The organism is Curtobacterium sp. MCJR17_055 (assembly GCF_003224335.1).
GTDB lineage: Bacteria > Actinomycetota > Actinomycetes > Actinomycetales > Microbacteriaceae > Curtobacterium.
Genome location: NZ_QKLF01000004.1, coordinates 345206 through 361045, shown reverse-complemented (window position 1 = coordinate 361045; position 15840 = coordinate 345206). Strand labels below are relative to the sequence as shown.

Sequence of the window (15840 nt, the reverse complement as noted above, 5' to 3'; positions counted from 1 at the left end):
GTGTGCTGTGGTGCGCGGAGCGGTCGGGCGGACGCCGACCCGGCCGCGCACTCGCGGCGACCGGCGCTCCTCGACGTTCCCGGGCCTCCCGGCCGGCTGTCGGGTCGTCCGTCAGCCCGCGACGCGGAAGGTCATGTCCGCACGGACCTGCCGACCGTTGTCCGCGATGAACTGCAGTCGGGTCGTGCCCGCACGGGTCGGTGTCCCGGTGATCGTCTGCGACGCCGAGTCCCAGGTCAGCCCGGCCGGCAGCGGCTTCGAGAACGCCGTGACGATCGCGGGGAACGGGCTCTCCGCCTGCAGCTGGACCGATGCCGGCTCCCCGACCCGCAGGGACACGGTCGACGGGACGTCGAGCTGCGGCGGCAGCTTGACCTCGACGTTGCGGGTGTAGTTCAGCGTGTTGTCGTAGCTCGCGGCGGTGGTCAGGGTGCACTTCACGCCGTTGTCGCCCGGGTAGTAGAGCCCGACGCGCTTCGTGCAGCTGTTCGTCTCGATGCCCGGCTGGGTCCCGGACGTGATGGTGACCGGCACCGCGTCGTCCCCGTCGACCCACTCCGAGTACTCGGACGCGGCCAGGACTGTGTCCTCGATGACCATGCCGTTGATGCCCGCGCGGGTGAAGTCGGTGTCGGACAGCCGGGCACCCGTCAGGTCGGCCTTCGTCAGGTCGGCCTCGCGGAAGCGTGTGCCGGTCAGGTCGGCGCCGGTCAGGTCCGCGCCGTACAGGATGGCGCCGCTCAGGTCGGCGCCGCTCAGGTCCGCGCCCGACAGGTCGGCCAGGCGCAGGTCCACCCCGGCCAGGTCCTGTCCGGCCAGGTCGTCGCCAGCGCATTCGCTGTGTTCGCTCGTGGACGCGCCGGGCACGATGCGGCAGGCGCCCACGGTGTGCACGCTCGGTGCCGACAGGAACTCGTACGCGACGGCCAGCACGACGAGCAGGACGACGACGAGCGCGATCGACCAGTGCAGGCGCGTCAACCGTGGTCGGACGGACCCGGTCCGGGTGGTGGAGCCGTCGCCGGCCTCCGGTGCGATCGCGTCGCTCAGGTCGGGCCCGGGGGGCATCGGTCGGTCGTCGGTCATGAGGACACCCCCGTCAGGAAACCGGGCAACAGGTGGAGGGCCATCGGCGTGTACCAGGACTCGCCCCGCGCGTAGGTGAAGAAGGCCACGGGTCCGGCGTACGTGACGAGCACGACGACGGCGAGGACCGCTGCCGGCACCGCGACCGTCCGGCGCAACCCCGGGGGCAGGGTCCGCCAGAGCGCGACCGCCGCGAGCACCGCGAACGCGAAGACGAGCGGCAGCACCGGGATGAGGTAGCGGCCGGAGAAGGCGTACTCGTTGTCCAGCCGCAGGAACGTCCGCAGGTTGAACAGGAACATCGCGACCACGTAGCTGCCGGCGACGACCATGCCCCAGATCAACGCCCGGGTACGCACGAGCGACCGGAAGGACACCAGGGTCGCGATCACGGCGATGACGAACGTGAGGGCGCCGGCGACCTGCACCCACGTCTCGACCTGCCAGGTCGTGTTCCGGCCCCGGTAGAAGAACATGCTCTGGAAGTAGGCGCTGATCCAGCTGCCCACGAACTCGAACACGTCGAACGGGGTCTGCGGCACCTGGTCGGCGATCGCCAGGTCGTGCGTCCGCTCCGCCCAGTAGTTGCGGCGGTAGATGTCGAAGGACAGGCACTCCTGGTGCGTGTGCAGCTTCGGGCAGGACGGGTTGAACTGGCCGTACAGCAGCAGGTTGCCGCCGATCCGTTCGACGAGCACCGCCATCGTCACGACGAAGAGCGCGGACCAGAGCGCCGAGGTCACCGGGTGCTCGACGAACGCCCGCCGGAACCGCTGCAGGGGGTGGGCGAAGGTCCGGAGCCCGTCGCGCTGCACGACGAGGACGACCGCCACCGCGACCGCGACGAGCACGAACGGAACGAACGTGTACTTGACGACGATCGCGGTCGCGCCGAACACGAGTGCCCGGAACAGGTCGGCGTACCCCTGTGCACTCGACCGGATGAGCCGCGCGCAGTACAGCAGACAGAGGAAGAACAGCGTGTTCGCCGGGGTGTCGTAGGTGACGGCGGCGGCCTGCCACTCGTAGCGGCCGGTCCCGGCGAGCAGGAGTACGACGAGGGTGGCGACCCAGAGGGACATGCCCATCGAGCGGACCAGGCGGTGCACCACGAGGAGCCCGGCGGCTGCGATCAGGACGTTGAGGAAGCGGAGGGCCACGACGATGACGGAGTAGGGCGCGCCGACGTCGAGCATCGCCTTCACCGGGAAGCTCGTCACGTAGTAGTAGACGTAGCTCGGGAAGCGCTCGATCTCCCCCATCGACAGCAGCTGCGCGGGTGCGTCGGTGATGACCGGCCCGGCCCAGACGCTGCGGCCCGCGTAGTACAGGATGTTCGCGATGTGCCGGTTCTCGTCCGGGGCGATGGTGCCGACGTACGGCACGTGCCCGACGCCGTCGACGACCGGCATGTGGATCGCCACGGACAGCACCGCCCCCACGACGACGAAGAGTGCGATGGTGACGCGGGTCGTCCAGGGGTTCTCGAGGAGCCGGACGAGCCGGTTGACGTCGGTCAGGCCGCGGAGGTGCCGCGGTGCGATCGTGGTTGCCAAGGGTCCCCTTCAGTCCGTCCAACTCTAACGAACGACACGTCGTCGGCAGAACCGGGCCGAGGAGGTCGCTCCGGTCCGGCTGGTAGGGTCGGGGTCCGTTCACCAGCACCACGAGGAGCCGCCCATGCCCACACTCCGCGTGATCGTGGACCAGGTGATCGCACCGGTCCCCGGCGGGATCGGCCGCTACGCGGAGGAACTCACCCGGCAGCTCGTCGCCACCGCACCGGACGGGTGCGACGTCGAGGCCGTCGTCTCCGCGGCGTCCGGAGCGGAGCTCCAGCGGCTCCGCACGCTGCTCCCGGGCCTGAGCGGGCTGCAGCGGCTCGCCCTCCCCCGACGGGAACTCGCACTGGCCTGGCAGGCGGGTCTCGCCCGCGGCGCCTCCGCCGGCATGGTCCACGCCCCGAGCGTCCTGGCACCCCTGGTCAAGCACGACCGGTTCCAGGACCTCGGCCACCAGACCGTCGTCACGGTGCACGACACCGTGCCCTGGACGCACCCGGAGACGCTCACCCCGCGCGGCGTGCACTTCCACAAGGCCATGGTGAAGCGGGCGTGGCGGCACGCCGACGCGGTCGTGGTCCCCACGCACGCGGTCGCGGCCGACCTCAACGCCATCCACCGGTTCGACGACCGGATCCGGGTCATCGGCGGCGCACCGGGCGGACGGCTCACGGTCCCCGTCGACGCGGACCTGCGGGCGGAACGCCTCGGCCTGCCCGAACGGTACGTCCTCGCCGTCGGGACGCTCGAGCCGCGCAAGGGGCTCGCGTACCTGATCGAGGCGATGGCGCACCCGGACGCGCCCACCGACGTCCCGCTCGTGATCGCCGGCCCCGACGGCTGGGGCGACGTCGACGTGCACGGCACCGCCGAGCGGGTGGGTCTGGCTCCCGAGCGCGTCAAGGTGCTCGGGCGGGTGGACGACGCCGACCTCGCCGTCGCGTACGACCGCGCGTCGGTGTTCGTGTTCCCGAGCCTCGCCGAGGGCTTCGGGCTGCCCGTGGTCGAGGCGATGAGCTTCGGCACCCCGGTCGTGCACTCCGACGACGCGGCCGTGCGCGAGGTCGCCGCCGACGCGGGCGTCACCGTCGCCCGGAACGCGCTCGAGAGCTACCCGGAACGACTCGCGCAGGCGGTGTACCAGGTGGTCAACGACCCGACCCTCGCCGCCCGGCTCGCGGTGGCCGGCCCGGACCGAGCCCGCATGTTCACCTGGCAGGACTCCGCCAACGAGGTCTGGCAGCTGCACGCCGACCTGTGACCGCACCGGGCACGCCGGTACGCGCGGTCGCCCGGCGCGGTGCTCGGGTCACGGGACGGCATCGCTTCCGTCGGCGGCCGTGTCGGGTTCCCGGACGACGCCGACCGGCTGTCATCATCGCTGGCATGAGCCGCTCTCGTCGCACCCCGGTCCTCCTCACCTCGTTGACGCTCGCCGTCGGGCTGACGACCGTGCTGACCGCGTGCGCCGGTCCGGACCAGCCCGCGCCGACGCGGTCGGCGAGTGCGACCAGCACGCGGACCGCGACGCCGACCAGCACCCCCTCCGCCTCGGCCCCGACCGCCCCCGCGCCGACGACCGGGGGCGACGGCGCGTCCGCGGCGCCGGACACCGGTGGCACCGCGCCCTCGACCGGTACCGGCGACGGCGGCGGTCAGAGCGACGGCAGCGGCCAGGGCACGGGCAACGGGAGCGGTGTCGACACCCCGGTCAGCGTGGACTGGTCGACGGTGACGGCCCAGGGCATCGCCGCGGCGGGCGGCGGCACCGTGGTCTCCCTCGCCGGCTCGGGTGACCAGTGGACCGTCCTGGTCGCGGGTCCGGACGGGTCGCTGACCCAGTCGGTCGTCTCCGCGACGCTGGGTCGCGTGACCTCGGGCCCGTTCCCGAAGGACGCCGACGCTGCCACGAAGGCCGCCAACGTCGCACGGACGGCGAACCTGCAGACCCGGGCGGACGCCGCCGCGGAAGCGGCGACCGGTGCCGTCGCGGGGAGCACCCTGAGCTCGCTCACGCTCGCGGGCACGGCGGCGACGCCCTCGTGGACCGCCACGGTCAGCGCATCCGGCACCACGAGCACCGTCCGCGTCGACGGCAGGACGGGCGCCGCCAGCGTCGGCTGACGCCGGGACACCGCCGGGAGGCGCGCCACCGTCGAGCGCACCGCCCACCCTCGCCGGGTCCAGCACGCGCCGCGCCGGACGTGCGCGGCGCGCGGACGTGCGGCGGGCCTCCCGTCCGGCTCCCGCTCCCCCGGCGGACGCCGGTCCTGGCCGCTGGCCGCGGGGAGCACCCCGGACGACGGACACGCCCGGTACCATCGCTGCCGGAACGGCGGCGATCAGGGCCGCCACGACCGCAGCGACGACGCTGCGTCCTGGGGAGGACGACATGGGAACTCGACCACGCTTCCGTCGACGGTCCACGCTCGGGTTGACGCTCGTCTGCGCGTCGGCACTGGTCGGTGGGCAGGTGCTCGTGCCGGGCTTCGGCGCCGGCGCCGAGCCCGCCGGTGCGGCGACCGCGCCGGCCACGGCGACCACCGTCGCCGCCACCACGGGCCGGCCCGACCCGTCCCTCGCGACCATGGACGCCGTCGGCGACCACGCGATGGGTGCGAGCATCGCCGCGCACGCGGCCCAGACCGGTGACGCCGCCGGCCGGGCCACGACCGTGCCGCAGGGGACGGTCGCACCCGAGGCGACGACCGCGGCCGGCGGCCCGCCCCCGGGCAAGGTGCAGGGCATGGACGTCAGCGCGTGGCAGCCCGACGTCGACTTCCGCGCCGCCTACCGCAACGGCGCGCGGTTCGCCTACGTGAAGGCGACCGAGGGCGTCACCTACCAGAGCCGGACGTACGTGCAGCAGTACGAAGCGGCGCGCGCAGCGGGGCTCGTCCGCGGCGGCTACGTCTACGCGCAGCCGAGCCAGGCCAGTGGGCGCGCGACCGCCGAGTTCTTCTTCAAGTCCATGGGCCAGTGGAACCCGGACGGGTGGACGCTGCCCCCGTTGCTCGACATCGAGTACGGCAGTGCCGCGCAGGGCACCTGCTACGGCCTGAGCTGGGAGCGGATGCGCACCTGGATCCGGAGCTTCTCGGACACCGTGCACCAGCGGACCGGTCGCTACCCGGCGATCTACACCACCACCGACTGGTGGAAGCAGTGCACCAACAACAGCATCCGGTTCGCCTCGAACCCACTGTTCGTCGCGATCTACCCCGTGCACGACTTCACCTCGCCGGGCACGCTCGGCCGGAGCTGGAAGCGGTGGACGTTCTGGCAGTGGGCCGCGAGCGGGGTGTTCCCCGGCGACCAGGACGTCTACTGGTCGTCGATGTCGAACCTGCGCGCGTTCGCCGCCGAGCGGGAGTGAGGGCGGGCCGCGCTGCGCCGCCGCCGCCGGCTCAGAGTGCGTCGCGCAGCGCCTGCGCCTTCCGCTCGACGACCTGCTCGAGGTCGGCCGCGTGCTCGCGCAGGGCTGCCGCGACCGCTGGGTCCGTGGAGCCGATGATCCGTGCGGCGAAGAGCCCCGCGTTGGCGGCACCGTTGATCGCCATCGTCGCGACGGGGATGCCCGCCGGCATCTGCACGATCGACAGCAGCGAGTCGAGACCGTCGAGACGAGCGAGCTGCACCGGCACGCCGATGACCGGCAGCGTGGTGACCGAGGCCACCATGCCCGGGAGGTGCGCGGCGCCCCCGGCCCCGGCGATGACGACCCGGATCCCGCGGTCGGCGGCCTCCCGTCCGAAGCGGATCATCTTGTCGGGCGTGCGGTGTGCGGAGACCACGTCGGCCTCGAAGGGGATGCCGAGCGCGTCGAGGGTCTCGGCGGCTGCGCGCATGGTGGGCCAGTCGGAGTCCGAGCCCATGATGATCGAGACGAGCGGTGCGGCGGTGGTGTCGGTCACCCGTCGAGCCTAGCCGCGCGGCTCCCCTGCCAGCGGCATCGTCTCCGCCGGGCGGTGAGCGGTCTGCGGTCCGCGCGGTCAGCGGACCCGGACCGTGTGGCAGCCGAGCGACCGGTCGCCACCGGCCCCGATGCCCGTCACCGTGACGCAGACCGAGCGCCGCCCGGTCACGGCCGGCACCACGGCCGAGAAGCCGTGCGCCGTCCCGACGCCGTAGGAGCGGTCGACGTCCGCGCGCTCCGCGTCCGCGGTCACCGTGACGGCGGGACGACCCGAGACCCGGACGACGACCGCGGTGGCGCGGTCGGTCCCCTCCCGGTCGAAGGCCCAGCCGGAGACGGTGACCCTGCGGTGGCTCGCGGACACGACCTGCTCGAGCCGTGCGCGGGGCGCACTCGCGGCCACCACCACCCGCGTGCAGGTCCCCGTCGTGTCCGCGCCCGGGCCGACGTTGGTCGCACGGGCGCAGACCGTGTGCGTGCCGGCGCCCGCCGGGACGACGGCGTCGAAGCCGTGCGCGGTGCCGAGTCCCGCGAACGCCATCACGTCCGGGCGGGACCGGTCCGCGGCGACACTGCGGGCGGCCTTCCCGCCGACGAGCAGTGCGGTCTGCACCGGGCTCGTCGGGTCGTCGGCGTCGGCGGCCCACCCCCGGACGCGGATGCCGCCCGCCACGACCGTCGCGGACTCGAGCACGACCGCGGGGTCGTGCCCGGTGACGCTCACCGTCTGGCACCCGAGCCGGGTGGTGACCCCCGCGACGGAGGTGGTGCTGACGCAGACCTCGTGACTCCCCGCAGCGGCGGGGAGCGTCAGGTCGTAGCCGTGGTCGGCGCCGACGCCGTAGGAGTCCGCGACGTCCTGCCGTGGCCGGTCGGCCGTCGTCGTGCCGGCGGTGGACCCGTCGACCCACACCCGGACGGGCAGCGGCGTCGTCGACGCCGTCTGGTCCGCCGCCCAGCCCGAGACACGGACGGTGGAGACACCACCGTCGACGCGGTCGACCGTCCCGATGGCGCTGGACGTCGTGGCGGTCGCGAGCGCGGCGTTCGCCACAAGGGCCTGTGCGTACGCGGAGTACCACTTGCCCGCTGCCGGTCCGCCGTTGCACGTGCCGTCGCTCGCGCCGGGTGTCTTCACCCAGAGCAGCGCGTCGAGTGCGGTGCCGTCCGTGACCACCCGCGGTGCGGTGCCCAGGCCGGCGCCCGGCGCGTTGCACCAGGTGCCGCGCCAGCCCTGCCCGTTCCGCGACGTGTCGATCACGTAGTGCGCGCCGCCGGTGAGCGCCGACACCTTCTGCGCGTACGCCTGCTCCTGCGCCGTCGGGTAGTAGTTGGCGACGTTGGTCGAGAACCCGCGCGCGTCCTGCACACCGGCCCGCTGCAGTCGCGCGGCCATCGTCGCCGGGGGCACCCAGTTCGAGTTGCCGGCGTCGAGGTAGGCGGGGACACCCGCCGCGGTGAAGGCGGCGACCGTGCGGGAGAGGATCCGGTAGCGCTGCTCGTCGAGCGTGGAGGTGCACGCCGCGTTGCTCAGCATCGCCAGCGAGTCCGGCTCGACGACCACCGCGGCCCGCTTGCCGGCCAGTCGGGCGACGATCTGGTCGACCCAGCCGTCGTACGAGCGCTCGTCGAAGCCACCCGCCGAGTAGCCGCCGCAGTCCCGGTCCGGGATCGCGTACACGACGAAGACCGCGGTCGTGCCGTTCGCCGCGGCGCCGGCGGTGGCGGTGTCGATCGTCTTCGTGAGCACCGAGCCCGTCGCCCACTCGCCCAGCCAGGTCGCCACCGGGTACTGCGCGATGGTCGCCGCGGCGCGGGCACCGGCCGGGTCGGTGGTCTGCAGTGCCGTCGCGGCCTTCGCCGCCTCGCTCGTCGGGGAGCGGTACTGTCCGGCGCCGTAGAGCTGTGTCGACGTGGCCGTGCGCACGTCACGTGTCGCCGAGACCGCGGGGTCGGCCGGGACGACGGCGCCGACGAGCGACACGGCGGCCATGGCGGCGGCGGCGCCGACGACCAGGCGCGGGACGGAGGAGACGCGACGGAGGGTGCGGCGGGACACGGTGGGCTCCAGGACGGCGGACACGGACCGTCTCATCGCACCACTCCGGCCGGCACCTGACGAGTTCCCAGACCGGGTGCCACCCGCGCGGGTGACGTCGACGCGGGCGGCCCGCGAGTTCCCGTCCGACCGTCAGTCGTCGAAGTGCGCCGCGGCCGCCCGGGCCCGGTACACGACGTCGTCGACGTCCTGTCCGACGACCGTCACGTGGCCGACCTTGCGCCCCGGACGCGGGTCCTTGCCGTAGAAGTGGTACTTCGCCTCGGGGAACGCCTCGAGCGCCGCCGGGTAGCGAGCGGCCAGGTCACCGTCGGCGGGACCACCGAGCACGTTCACCATGACCACGGCCGGCGCGTGCATCCCCGTCGCACCGAGCGGCAGGTCGAGGACCGCGCGGAGGTGCTGTTCGAACTGGCTGGTCGTCGCGCCGTCGATCGACCAGTGGCCGGTGTTGTGCGGCCGCATGGCGAGCTCGTTGACCAGGATCCGCTCGTCGTCGGTCTGGAACAGCTCGACCGCCAGCACACCGGTGACGCCGAGTTCCTCGGCGATCCGGACCGCGAGCGACTCGGCCTCGTCCGCGAGCCGCCCGGCACTCGACGGTGCCGGCGCGACGACCTCCGCGCACACGCCGTCGCGCTGCACGGTCTCGACGAGCGGCCAGGCGACGACCTGCCCGGAGGGGCGCCGGGCGACGGACTGCGCGAGTTCCCGGGTGAACGGCACGAGCTCCTCGACGAGCAGGGCCTGCCCGGAGGCCGACTCGGCCACGGCGAGGAACCAGTCGTCGACGTCCGACGGGTCGTGGACCACCCGGACGCCCTTGCCGTCGTAGCCGCCGCGCGGCGTCTTCACGACCGCACGGCCGCCGTGCTCGTCGAGGAACGTGCGGAGCTCGGCCGCGTCGTGCACGACGGCCCAGTCCGGGACGGGCACGCCGAGGGCGGTCAACCGGGTGCGCATCACGATCTTGTCCTGCGCCACCGCGAGCGCGTCCGGCCCCGGGTGCACAGCGACACCGGCGTCGACGAGCGTGCGGAGGACGTCCTGCGGCACGTGCTCGTGGTCGAAGGTCAGGACGTCGACGTCCCGGGCGAACGCGAGCACGGTCGCCGCGTCACGGTGGTCGCCCTCCGCGGTGGCGGCGATCGCGGCGGACATCCCGGGACCCTCCGCGAGCACCCGGATGTCCAGACCGAGTTCGACGGCCGCGGGGACCATCATCCGGGCGAGCTGCCCTCCACCGACGACTCCGACGCGCAACGCCATCCTGTGTGTTCCTTCCGCCGTTCCCCGCGTGCTCCGGAGACCCGCTCGACTACACTCCTCCGAGGCCGATCGTCGATCCGCCTCGTCCCGACCCCGCTGGTCGGCCAGCGACAACTCTACGGACCAGGAGACCCCGTGCGCCGACTCATCGCACAGCTCGCGCGCTTCGGCGTCGTCGGAGCGGTCGGCTTCGTCGTCGACTTCTCGGTGTTCAACCTCCTCCGCGCCACCGTCCTCTCCCCCGAGCACGTGCACTCCGGGCCGTTCTGGGCGAAGGTCGTCTCCACGGCCGTCGCGATCGTCGTGAACTGGGTCGGCAACCGCTACTGGACGTTCCGGCACCAGCGCCGTTCGGTGGCCGCACGCGAGGGCGTCGAGTTCGTGATCGTCTCCCTCGGCGGCATGGTGATCTCGCTCGGCTGCCTCGGCGTCTCCCACTACGTGCTCGGCTTCACCTCGGCGCTCGCCGACAACATCTCGGGCAACGTCATCGGACTCGCGCTCGGCACGGTGTTCCGCTTCTGGCTCTACAAGGTCTGGGTATACCACCCCGACCGCGTCGAGCAGGAGACCGCGCGACGCAGCACGGCCGGCACCGAGCCGGAGCGCGAACGGATGTCGGTCCGGGAGGGCTGACCGCCCGGCCAGGGCCCCATCGCGACGGTCCGCGTCGTGCTCTTCCGGCAGCCCCGAGGCGGCCGGACCGTAGGATGGCCCGGTGCTGACGACGACCGGACGCCGAGCCGACCACCCGCCCGCGACCCGGGCGGAACGGATCGCCGTGGCCGTCGTGACGGTGACCTTCGGCCTCTGGCTGCTCGTCTGGGCCCTCGTCGTCCCGGTCTTCCAGGCACCGGACGAGACCGCCCACATCGACGCGACCGTGCACCTGGCGATCGGCGATCCGTGGGTCGCGCCCGGCGAGATGCACGTCCTCAACGCCGTGCAGGCCGCCGCCGCACAGCAGGCGACCCTGCCGAAGTCCGAGTGGTCTGACTTCGCGGAACTGCTCGGCGGCGCTCCGGGCGAGTCGAGCACCGTGGACCAGATGACGCAGCACCCCCCGACCGCCTACCTCGTCGGTGCCGTCGTCCTCAAGGCGCTGCACTTCGCCGACCTCCGCTGGGACCACGCCGTCCTCGCCCTCCGGCTGGTGGACGTGGCCGCGGTGACCCTCCTGCCGCTGCTGACCTGGGCCTCCGTCCGTCGGCTCACCCGGTCCCCACGGGCCGCGCTGATCGGTGCGCTCGCGCTCTTCGCCACCCCGCAGCTCGCCTCGATCGCGTCCTCCGTCTCGAACGACGCCCCGGTGATGCTGTTCGCCGGCGTCGTCGTCTGGCTGTCCGTGCGGCTGCTCACGGGCGACCTGCGGTGGCGCACGACGGTCGCGCTCGGCGTCGCGCTCGGCGCTCTCATCTGGATCAAGGGCACGGGCCTGCCCGCGGTCCCCTTCGTGGCGCTGGTCGCGCTCGTCGCCGGCGCCGGGGCGCTGACGCTGCGTCGCCGACTGCTCCGCACCGTCGTCACCGTCGGTGTCGCGGGCCTCATCGGGGCGTGGTGGTGGCTGCACAACATCGTCACGTACGGACGCGTGCAGCCGAACGGCTACACCGCCATGCGACCGCCCAAGGACTTCCCGCCCGGCGAGCACCCGACCCTCGCGCACTTCCTCGACGTCAGCTGGGGCACGCTCGCCAGGACCTTCTGGGGCAGCCCCGGGATCAAGGCGCAGGTGAGCATCGGTGACCTGCTGACGAGCCTGCTCACGCTGGTCGCGCTGGTCGTCGTCCTCGCCTTCGCCTTCCGACGCGCCCCCGACCGGCGCACCGTGCTGGTACTCGCCGTGTTCCCGGCGCTCCTCATCGGCATCCAGACGTACACGAGCGCCCACGCCTACCTGACCACGACCGAGGTCGCCGCGACCCAGGGACGCTACTACTTCCCGGCGATCGTCTGCCTCGTGGCCCTCAGTGCGGTGGCCTGGCGCCGCCTCGCGCCCCGCGGTCGCGCGGGCGACGGCCTGGCGGTCGGGCTCGCGGTGGTGCTGCCCGGCATCGGGCTCTACGGCCTCGGCGTCGTCGCGAGCTGGTTCTGGAACGCCGCTCGGTCCCCCCTGACCGCCGCCGGCGTCGCCCGGTACGAGGCGCTCGGCCCGGTGCCACCGGCGCTCGTCGCGGTCGTGCTGCTGCTCGTCGTGGCGGGTCTCGTCGCGACGGTGGTCGCGGTCGTCCGGACGGGAGGCCCGGCCCGCCTCCCCGACGCCACTGAGCGTACGACGACGATCGTCTGAGACCGACGCTCCGCAGAGCGCCCGGCACGGAGCCCGCCGCCGAGCACCCGTCGTCGAGCAGCCGGAGCGGAGCGGAAGTGCTGACCGGGGTCGGCCGACGCGGCGCCGCTCAGTGGCCGGGCGCCGGCTCCACGTCGGCGGGTCCGACCTCGTCCTCGTGGCGTCGCCGCGCGAACCACGTCGGGACCGCCGCCGTCAGCAGGAACAGTGCGTCGACCGCGAGGCTCCAGACACGGGTGACGACCACGACCACGAGCGCGATCGGCACCGGCATGACGAGGCCGAGCAGCAGCGCCTGGACGCCCTCGCGGACGCCGAGCCCGCCCGGGGCGAACACCGCGAGCATGCTGATGGCCGACGCCATGCTCGCGGCACCGATGACGAACGCGGCGTCGCGCACGTCGAGTCCCGGGTAGACCGCGAGCGTGATGAAGTAGTACGCCGTGCCGGACAGCACCGCGCCGGCCACGTAGAGACCGGCGCCGCCGAGGACGGTCCCCAGGTTCGGCGCGACATCGGCGTCGAGCGGCGGACGGCGGAGGATCCGCAGTGCCGTGCTGATGAGGAAGACGAACACCTTCGGGACGAGGCACACGACGCAACCGACGAAGGCGATGACCATCAGCACGATGATCCACGGGTCCAGCTCGTGCGTCCGCGGGTCGATGAGCAGCAGCACCAGCGCGAGCGCGAGCGTGGCCGCGATCTGCAGTGCGCCCTCGAGCAGGCCGCTGACCCCGAGACGGGCGCGCGAGACGCCGTGCTTCGACGCGAAGTACACCTTGCCGATGATCCAGGTCGCGGCGCCCGGGATGTAGCGACCCATCCAGGACTTCGCGTAGACGAACGTCAGCGCGACGCCGCTGCCCTGCAGACCGGTGGCACCGAGCCGACGGAGCAGGAAGAACCAGATCCCGACGCCCCAGTAGCGGAAGCCGAGGCTGATCGCCGTCGCGACCGCGACCCACCACCAGTTCCACCGGATGCCGGCGAGCTGGCCCCAGTCGACACTGCGGACGTAGAGGAACAGGAAGAGCGCGAGCAGGACGTAGAAGACGATCGGGGCCGCGCGCCGCAGGACCTTCTTGGTCGTCGGACTCACGCGCCGCCCCCGGTGCCGCGCGCGAAGTCGGCGTGCAGCGCGTCGGTCATCCGGGTCACTCCGGCGGCGAGGTCGGTGACGACCCGGTCACGGTGCTCGTCGAGGTCCTCGAGCGACGCGACGACGTCGGCGACGAACGTCGGCGTGAGGGCGTCCTCGATCGGGCGGGCGTAGCGCTGCTGGCCGATCTGCTCGAAGAACAGCCGGCCCTTGTCGACGTAGTAGAGGACCGTGGCGGGCACGCCGGCGATGGTCGCGACGATCGCCGAGTGCAGACGGCTGGCGATGAACAGGCGGCTCCGCGACATCAGGCCCGCGTACTCGGCGGGCGAGAAGTCGTCCGCCTCGACGACGAACGTCCGGTCGCCGTGCCGCATGCCGGCGATGACCTCGCGGGCGAAGGCGGCGTCGCCCTCGGACGCCTCCATGTGCATCGGGTAGAACACGACGTCCGCGTCCCAGCGTTCCACGACGGTGTCGACGAGCTCGGCGAGTGCGGCACGGTAGGTCAGGAGGTCCGCCGACTCCTCCTGGGATCGGCGGAGGGCCTTCGGGATGAAGCGGAACGGGATCCAGCCGCTGCGCTTGTAGTGGAACCAGCGACGCACGCCGATGCCGACCGACCCGTCGAGGCGCTCTGCGGTGAGACCCGTGGCGCGTTCGAGGCGCGCGAGGACGTCGGCGTCGGGAGCGGTGACGGTGCCCACCACGGCCGGGTCGAAGGACGAGATGACCGGCGTCCGCACGCCCCAGGACAGCAGCTTGTCGCGCGACTCCTCGTCGCGCACGATGAACACCTCGGTCAGGTCGACGGTCGCGCGGATGAGCCGCTTGCTGATCGACGCCGTGGTCGGGCCGATGCCCTGGAAGGCGCCGACGACGTGCCGGTTGACCAGGCGCACGAGCAGGAACTTGAGCAGCCAGTACACGAGGCCGAGCTTGTTCGTGTAGTCCTTGAGGATCTCGCCGCCGCCCCACAGGACGACGTCGGCGGTGCGCGCGGCCCGCAGCAGCAGGAAGAGGTCGCCGATGCCCGTGCTGTACGGCGAGATCGGCAGGAAGCGGATGCCGAACCAGGCGCGGTCGCGGTCCGGGTACTGCGAGAGCGACACGATCTCCGCGCCGGGCCAGCGGCGCCGGGCGAGTTCGATGTTCCCGGCGAGGATCGCCCGGTCGCCTCGGTTGTGGGGCGAATCGCTATTGTGGATGAGTACGCGCACGGGTCTCCTGCTCCGGATCCGGCCGCGCCGCACACCGGTCGCGCCGCGGGCCTCCAGCAGGGTACCAACCCGACCAGGGCCGCCCGACCGCGATCGTCCGACGACCGGGAGGTCCCCCCTTGTCCGAACCCGCCCGCCCGGCCACCGCTCGGCCGCGCCTGCTCGTGCTCGCCTCGACGTTCCCGTCGCACCCCGACGACGGCGTCCCCGCGTTCGTGCTCGACCTCGCCCGACAGGAGGCCGTCGAGTTCGACACCGCCGTGCTCACACCGCGCGTCGCGGGTGCCGCCCGCGCCGAGACCGTCGACGGCGTCCGGGTCCGCCGGTTCGCCTACTTCCCGCGACGGTTCGAGGACCTCGCGGACGGCGCGATCCTCGACAACCTCAAGGCCGACCGGAAGCGTGTCCTGCAGGTCCCGGCGCTCGTGGCCGCGCAGTGGCTCGCGGTCCGTCGTGCCGTCCGCGCCGGGAAGCCCGACGTCATCCACGCGCACTGGGCGATCCCGCAGGCCTTCGTCGCGGCGCTCGCGGCCCCGGGCGTCCCCCTCGTCGTCACCACCCACGGCGGGGACGTCTACGCGCTTCGCGCCGCCCCGCTCGTCCGGCTCAAGCAGTGGGTGTTCGGGCGCTCCGCCCACGTCACGACGGTCAACGACGAGATGCGCGAGCGTCTGACGGAGTGGGGCGTGCCGGAGGACCGGTCGAGCGTGATCCCGATGGGCGTCGACCTCGGACCGGCCCGCGCCGCCCGCGAGCAGGCGACCCGCCGACCGGGGCACGTGGTGGCGGTCGGTCGTCTCGTCGAGAAGAAGGGCTTCGGGAACCTCATCGAGGCCCTCCGGGGCGTCGAGGACGTCCCGTGGTCGCTCACCGTCGTCGGTGACGGGCCGTGGCGGGAGCGCCTGGAACGGCAGGCCGCCGGTCTGCCGGTGACCTTCCTCGGGCAGCGCGGCAAGTCGGAGGTGCTCGCCACGCTCGCATCGGCGACCGTGGTCGCACTGCCCTCCGTCGCCGCCGCGAACGGCGACCAGGAGGGACTGCCGGTGACGCTGCTCGAGGCCGCCGCGGTCGGGGCCGCGATCGTCGCGAGCGACCTGCCCGGCATCCGTGAGGTCGTCCGGGACGACCGGTCCGGGCTGCTCGTGGCCCCCGGCGACGTCGACGCCCTGCGGGCCGCGCTCGTCCGGGAGTTGACCGACGACGAGGCACGGACGCGCCACGGGGCAGGCGCTGCCACTGCCGCCGCCGAGTACGCGACGGAGCGGATCGGCGCACGCTACCGCGACGTGCTCCGCTCGGCGCTCCGTGGCGGTCGGCGCTCCGGCTGACCCGGACG

General features: G+C 73.2%; 13 protein-coding genes. 6 read left to right on the top strand and 7 right to left on the bottom strand.

Going from position 1 to position 15840, the window contains the following annotated elements:
• Nucleotides 1–111 precede the first annotated feature (111 nt).
• Both DEJ16_RS11495 and DEJ16_RS11490 read right to left on the bottom strand, forming a co-directional pair.
• A complete protein-coding gene (locus DEJ16_RS11495) occupies nucleotides 112–1086 on the bottom strand; it encodes a pentapeptide repeat-containing protein (RefSeq protein ID WP_110824522.1) in 975 nt (324 codons plus the stop codon).
• Nucleotides 1083–2642: a hypothetical protein gene (locus DEJ16_RS11490; RefSeq protein ID WP_110824523.1), complete on the bottom strand. Its 1560-nt coding sequence runs from the start codon at nucleotides 2640–2642 to the stop codon at nucleotides 1083–1085. The genes DEJ16_RS11495 and DEJ16_RS11490 overlap by 4 nt, the downstream gene beginning before the upstream one ends.
• Before the next feature lie 124 nt (nucleotides 2643–2766).
• Between DEJ16_RS11490 and DEJ16_RS11485 the strand changes: the two genes are divergently transcribed.
• The 3 genes from DEJ16_RS11485 (at nucleotide 2767) to DEJ16_RS11475 (ending at nucleotide 6024) form a co-directional block, all read left to right on the top strand.
• Nucleotides 2767–3909 carry a glycosyltransferase family 1 protein gene (locus DEJ16_RS11485; RefSeq protein ID WP_110824524.1) on the top strand — a complete coding sequence of 381 codons (1143 nt, stop codon included), beginning with the start codon at nucleotides 2767–2769 and terminating at the stop codon, nucleotides 3907–3909.
• Nucleotides 3910–4034: 125 nt separating this feature from the next.
• Complete coding sequence (locus DEJ16_RS11480; protein ID WP_110824525.1) at nucleotides 4035–4772, top strand: hypothetical protein; 738 nt, start codon at nucleotides 4035–4037, stop codon at nucleotides 4770–4772.
• Nucleotides 4773–5040: 268 nt separating this feature from the next.
• Nucleotides 5041–6024, top strand: a complete 984-nt coding sequence (locus DEJ16_RS11475) for a GH25 family lysozyme (protein WP_146232869.1) — start codon at nucleotides 5041–5043, stop codon at nucleotides 6022–6024.
• Nucleotides 6025–6055: 31 nt separating this feature from the next.
• Here DEJ16_RS11475 and purE read toward each other — a convergent pair whose 3' ends face one another.
• The 3 genes from purE to DEJ16_RS11455 all read right to left on the bottom strand — a co-directional run bounded on the left by purE (nucleotide 6056) and on the right by DEJ16_RS11455 (nucleotide 9892).
• On the bottom strand, nucleotides 6056–6562 hold the full coding sequence (purE, locus tag DEJ16_RS11470; protein WP_258365940.1) for a 5-(carboxyamino)imidazole ribonucleotide mutase: 507 nt from the start codon (nucleotides 6560–6562) through the stop codon (nucleotides 6056–6058).
• Between the two features lie 78 nt (nucleotides 6563–6640).
• Nucleotides 6641–8647, bottom strand: coding sequence for a glycoside hydrolase family 6 protein (locus tag DEJ16_RS11465; RefSeq protein WP_110824527.1), 2007 nt, complete (start codon nucleotides 8645–8647; stop codon nucleotides 6641–6643).
• 108 nt (nucleotides 8648–8755) lie between these two features.
• Complete coding sequence (locus DEJ16_RS11455; RefSeq protein ID WP_110824528.1) at nucleotides 8756–9892, bottom strand: 5-(carboxyamino)imidazole ribonucleotide synthase; 1137 nt, start codon at nucleotides 9890–9892, stop codon at nucleotides 8756–8758.
• A 135-nt stretch (nucleotides 9893–10027) separates the two neighbouring features.
• Here DEJ16_RS11455 and DEJ16_RS11450 point away from each other — a divergent pair, with 135 nt between their 5' ends.
• Both DEJ16_RS11450 and DEJ16_RS11445 read left to right on the top strand, forming a co-directional pair.
• Entirely contained in the window at nucleotides 10028–10528 is a 501-nt protein-coding gene (locus DEJ16_RS11450) for a GtrA family protein (RefSeq protein WP_110824529.1), read from the top strand.
• An 82-nt stretch (nucleotides 10529–10610) separates the two neighbouring features.
• Nucleotides 10611–12182, top strand: coding sequence for a DUF2142 domain-containing protein (locus DEJ16_RS11445; protein ID WP_110824530.1), 1572 nt, complete (start codon nucleotides 10611–10613; stop codon nucleotides 12180–12182).
• A 109-nt stretch (nucleotides 12183–12291) separates the two neighbouring features.
• Here DEJ16_RS11445 and DEJ16_RS11440 read toward each other — a convergent pair whose 3' ends face one another.
• On the bottom strand, nucleotides 12292–13284 hold the full coding sequence (locus DEJ16_RS11440; RefSeq protein ID WP_110824531.1) for a lysylphosphatidylglycerol synthase domain-containing protein: 993 nt from the start codon (nucleotides 13282–13284) through the stop codon (nucleotides 12292–12294).
• Complete coding sequence (locus DEJ16_RS11435; RefSeq protein ID WP_181419567.1) at nucleotides 13281–14504, bottom strand: polysaccharide pyruvyl transferase family protein; 1224 nt, start codon at nucleotides 14502–14504, stop codon at nucleotides 13281–13283. The genes DEJ16_RS11440 and DEJ16_RS11435 overlap by 4 nt, the downstream gene beginning before the upstream one ends.
• Before the next feature lie 119 nt (nucleotides 14505–14623).
• Between DEJ16_RS11435 and DEJ16_RS11430 the strand changes: the two genes are divergently transcribed.
• Nucleotides 14624–15832 carry a glycosyltransferase gene (locus tag DEJ16_RS11430; protein WP_110824533.1) on the top strand — a complete coding sequence of 403 codons (1209 nt, stop codon included), beginning with the start codon at nucleotides 14624–14626 and terminating at the stop codon, nucleotides 15830–15832.
• Nucleotides 15833–15840: the final 8 nt, after the last annotated feature.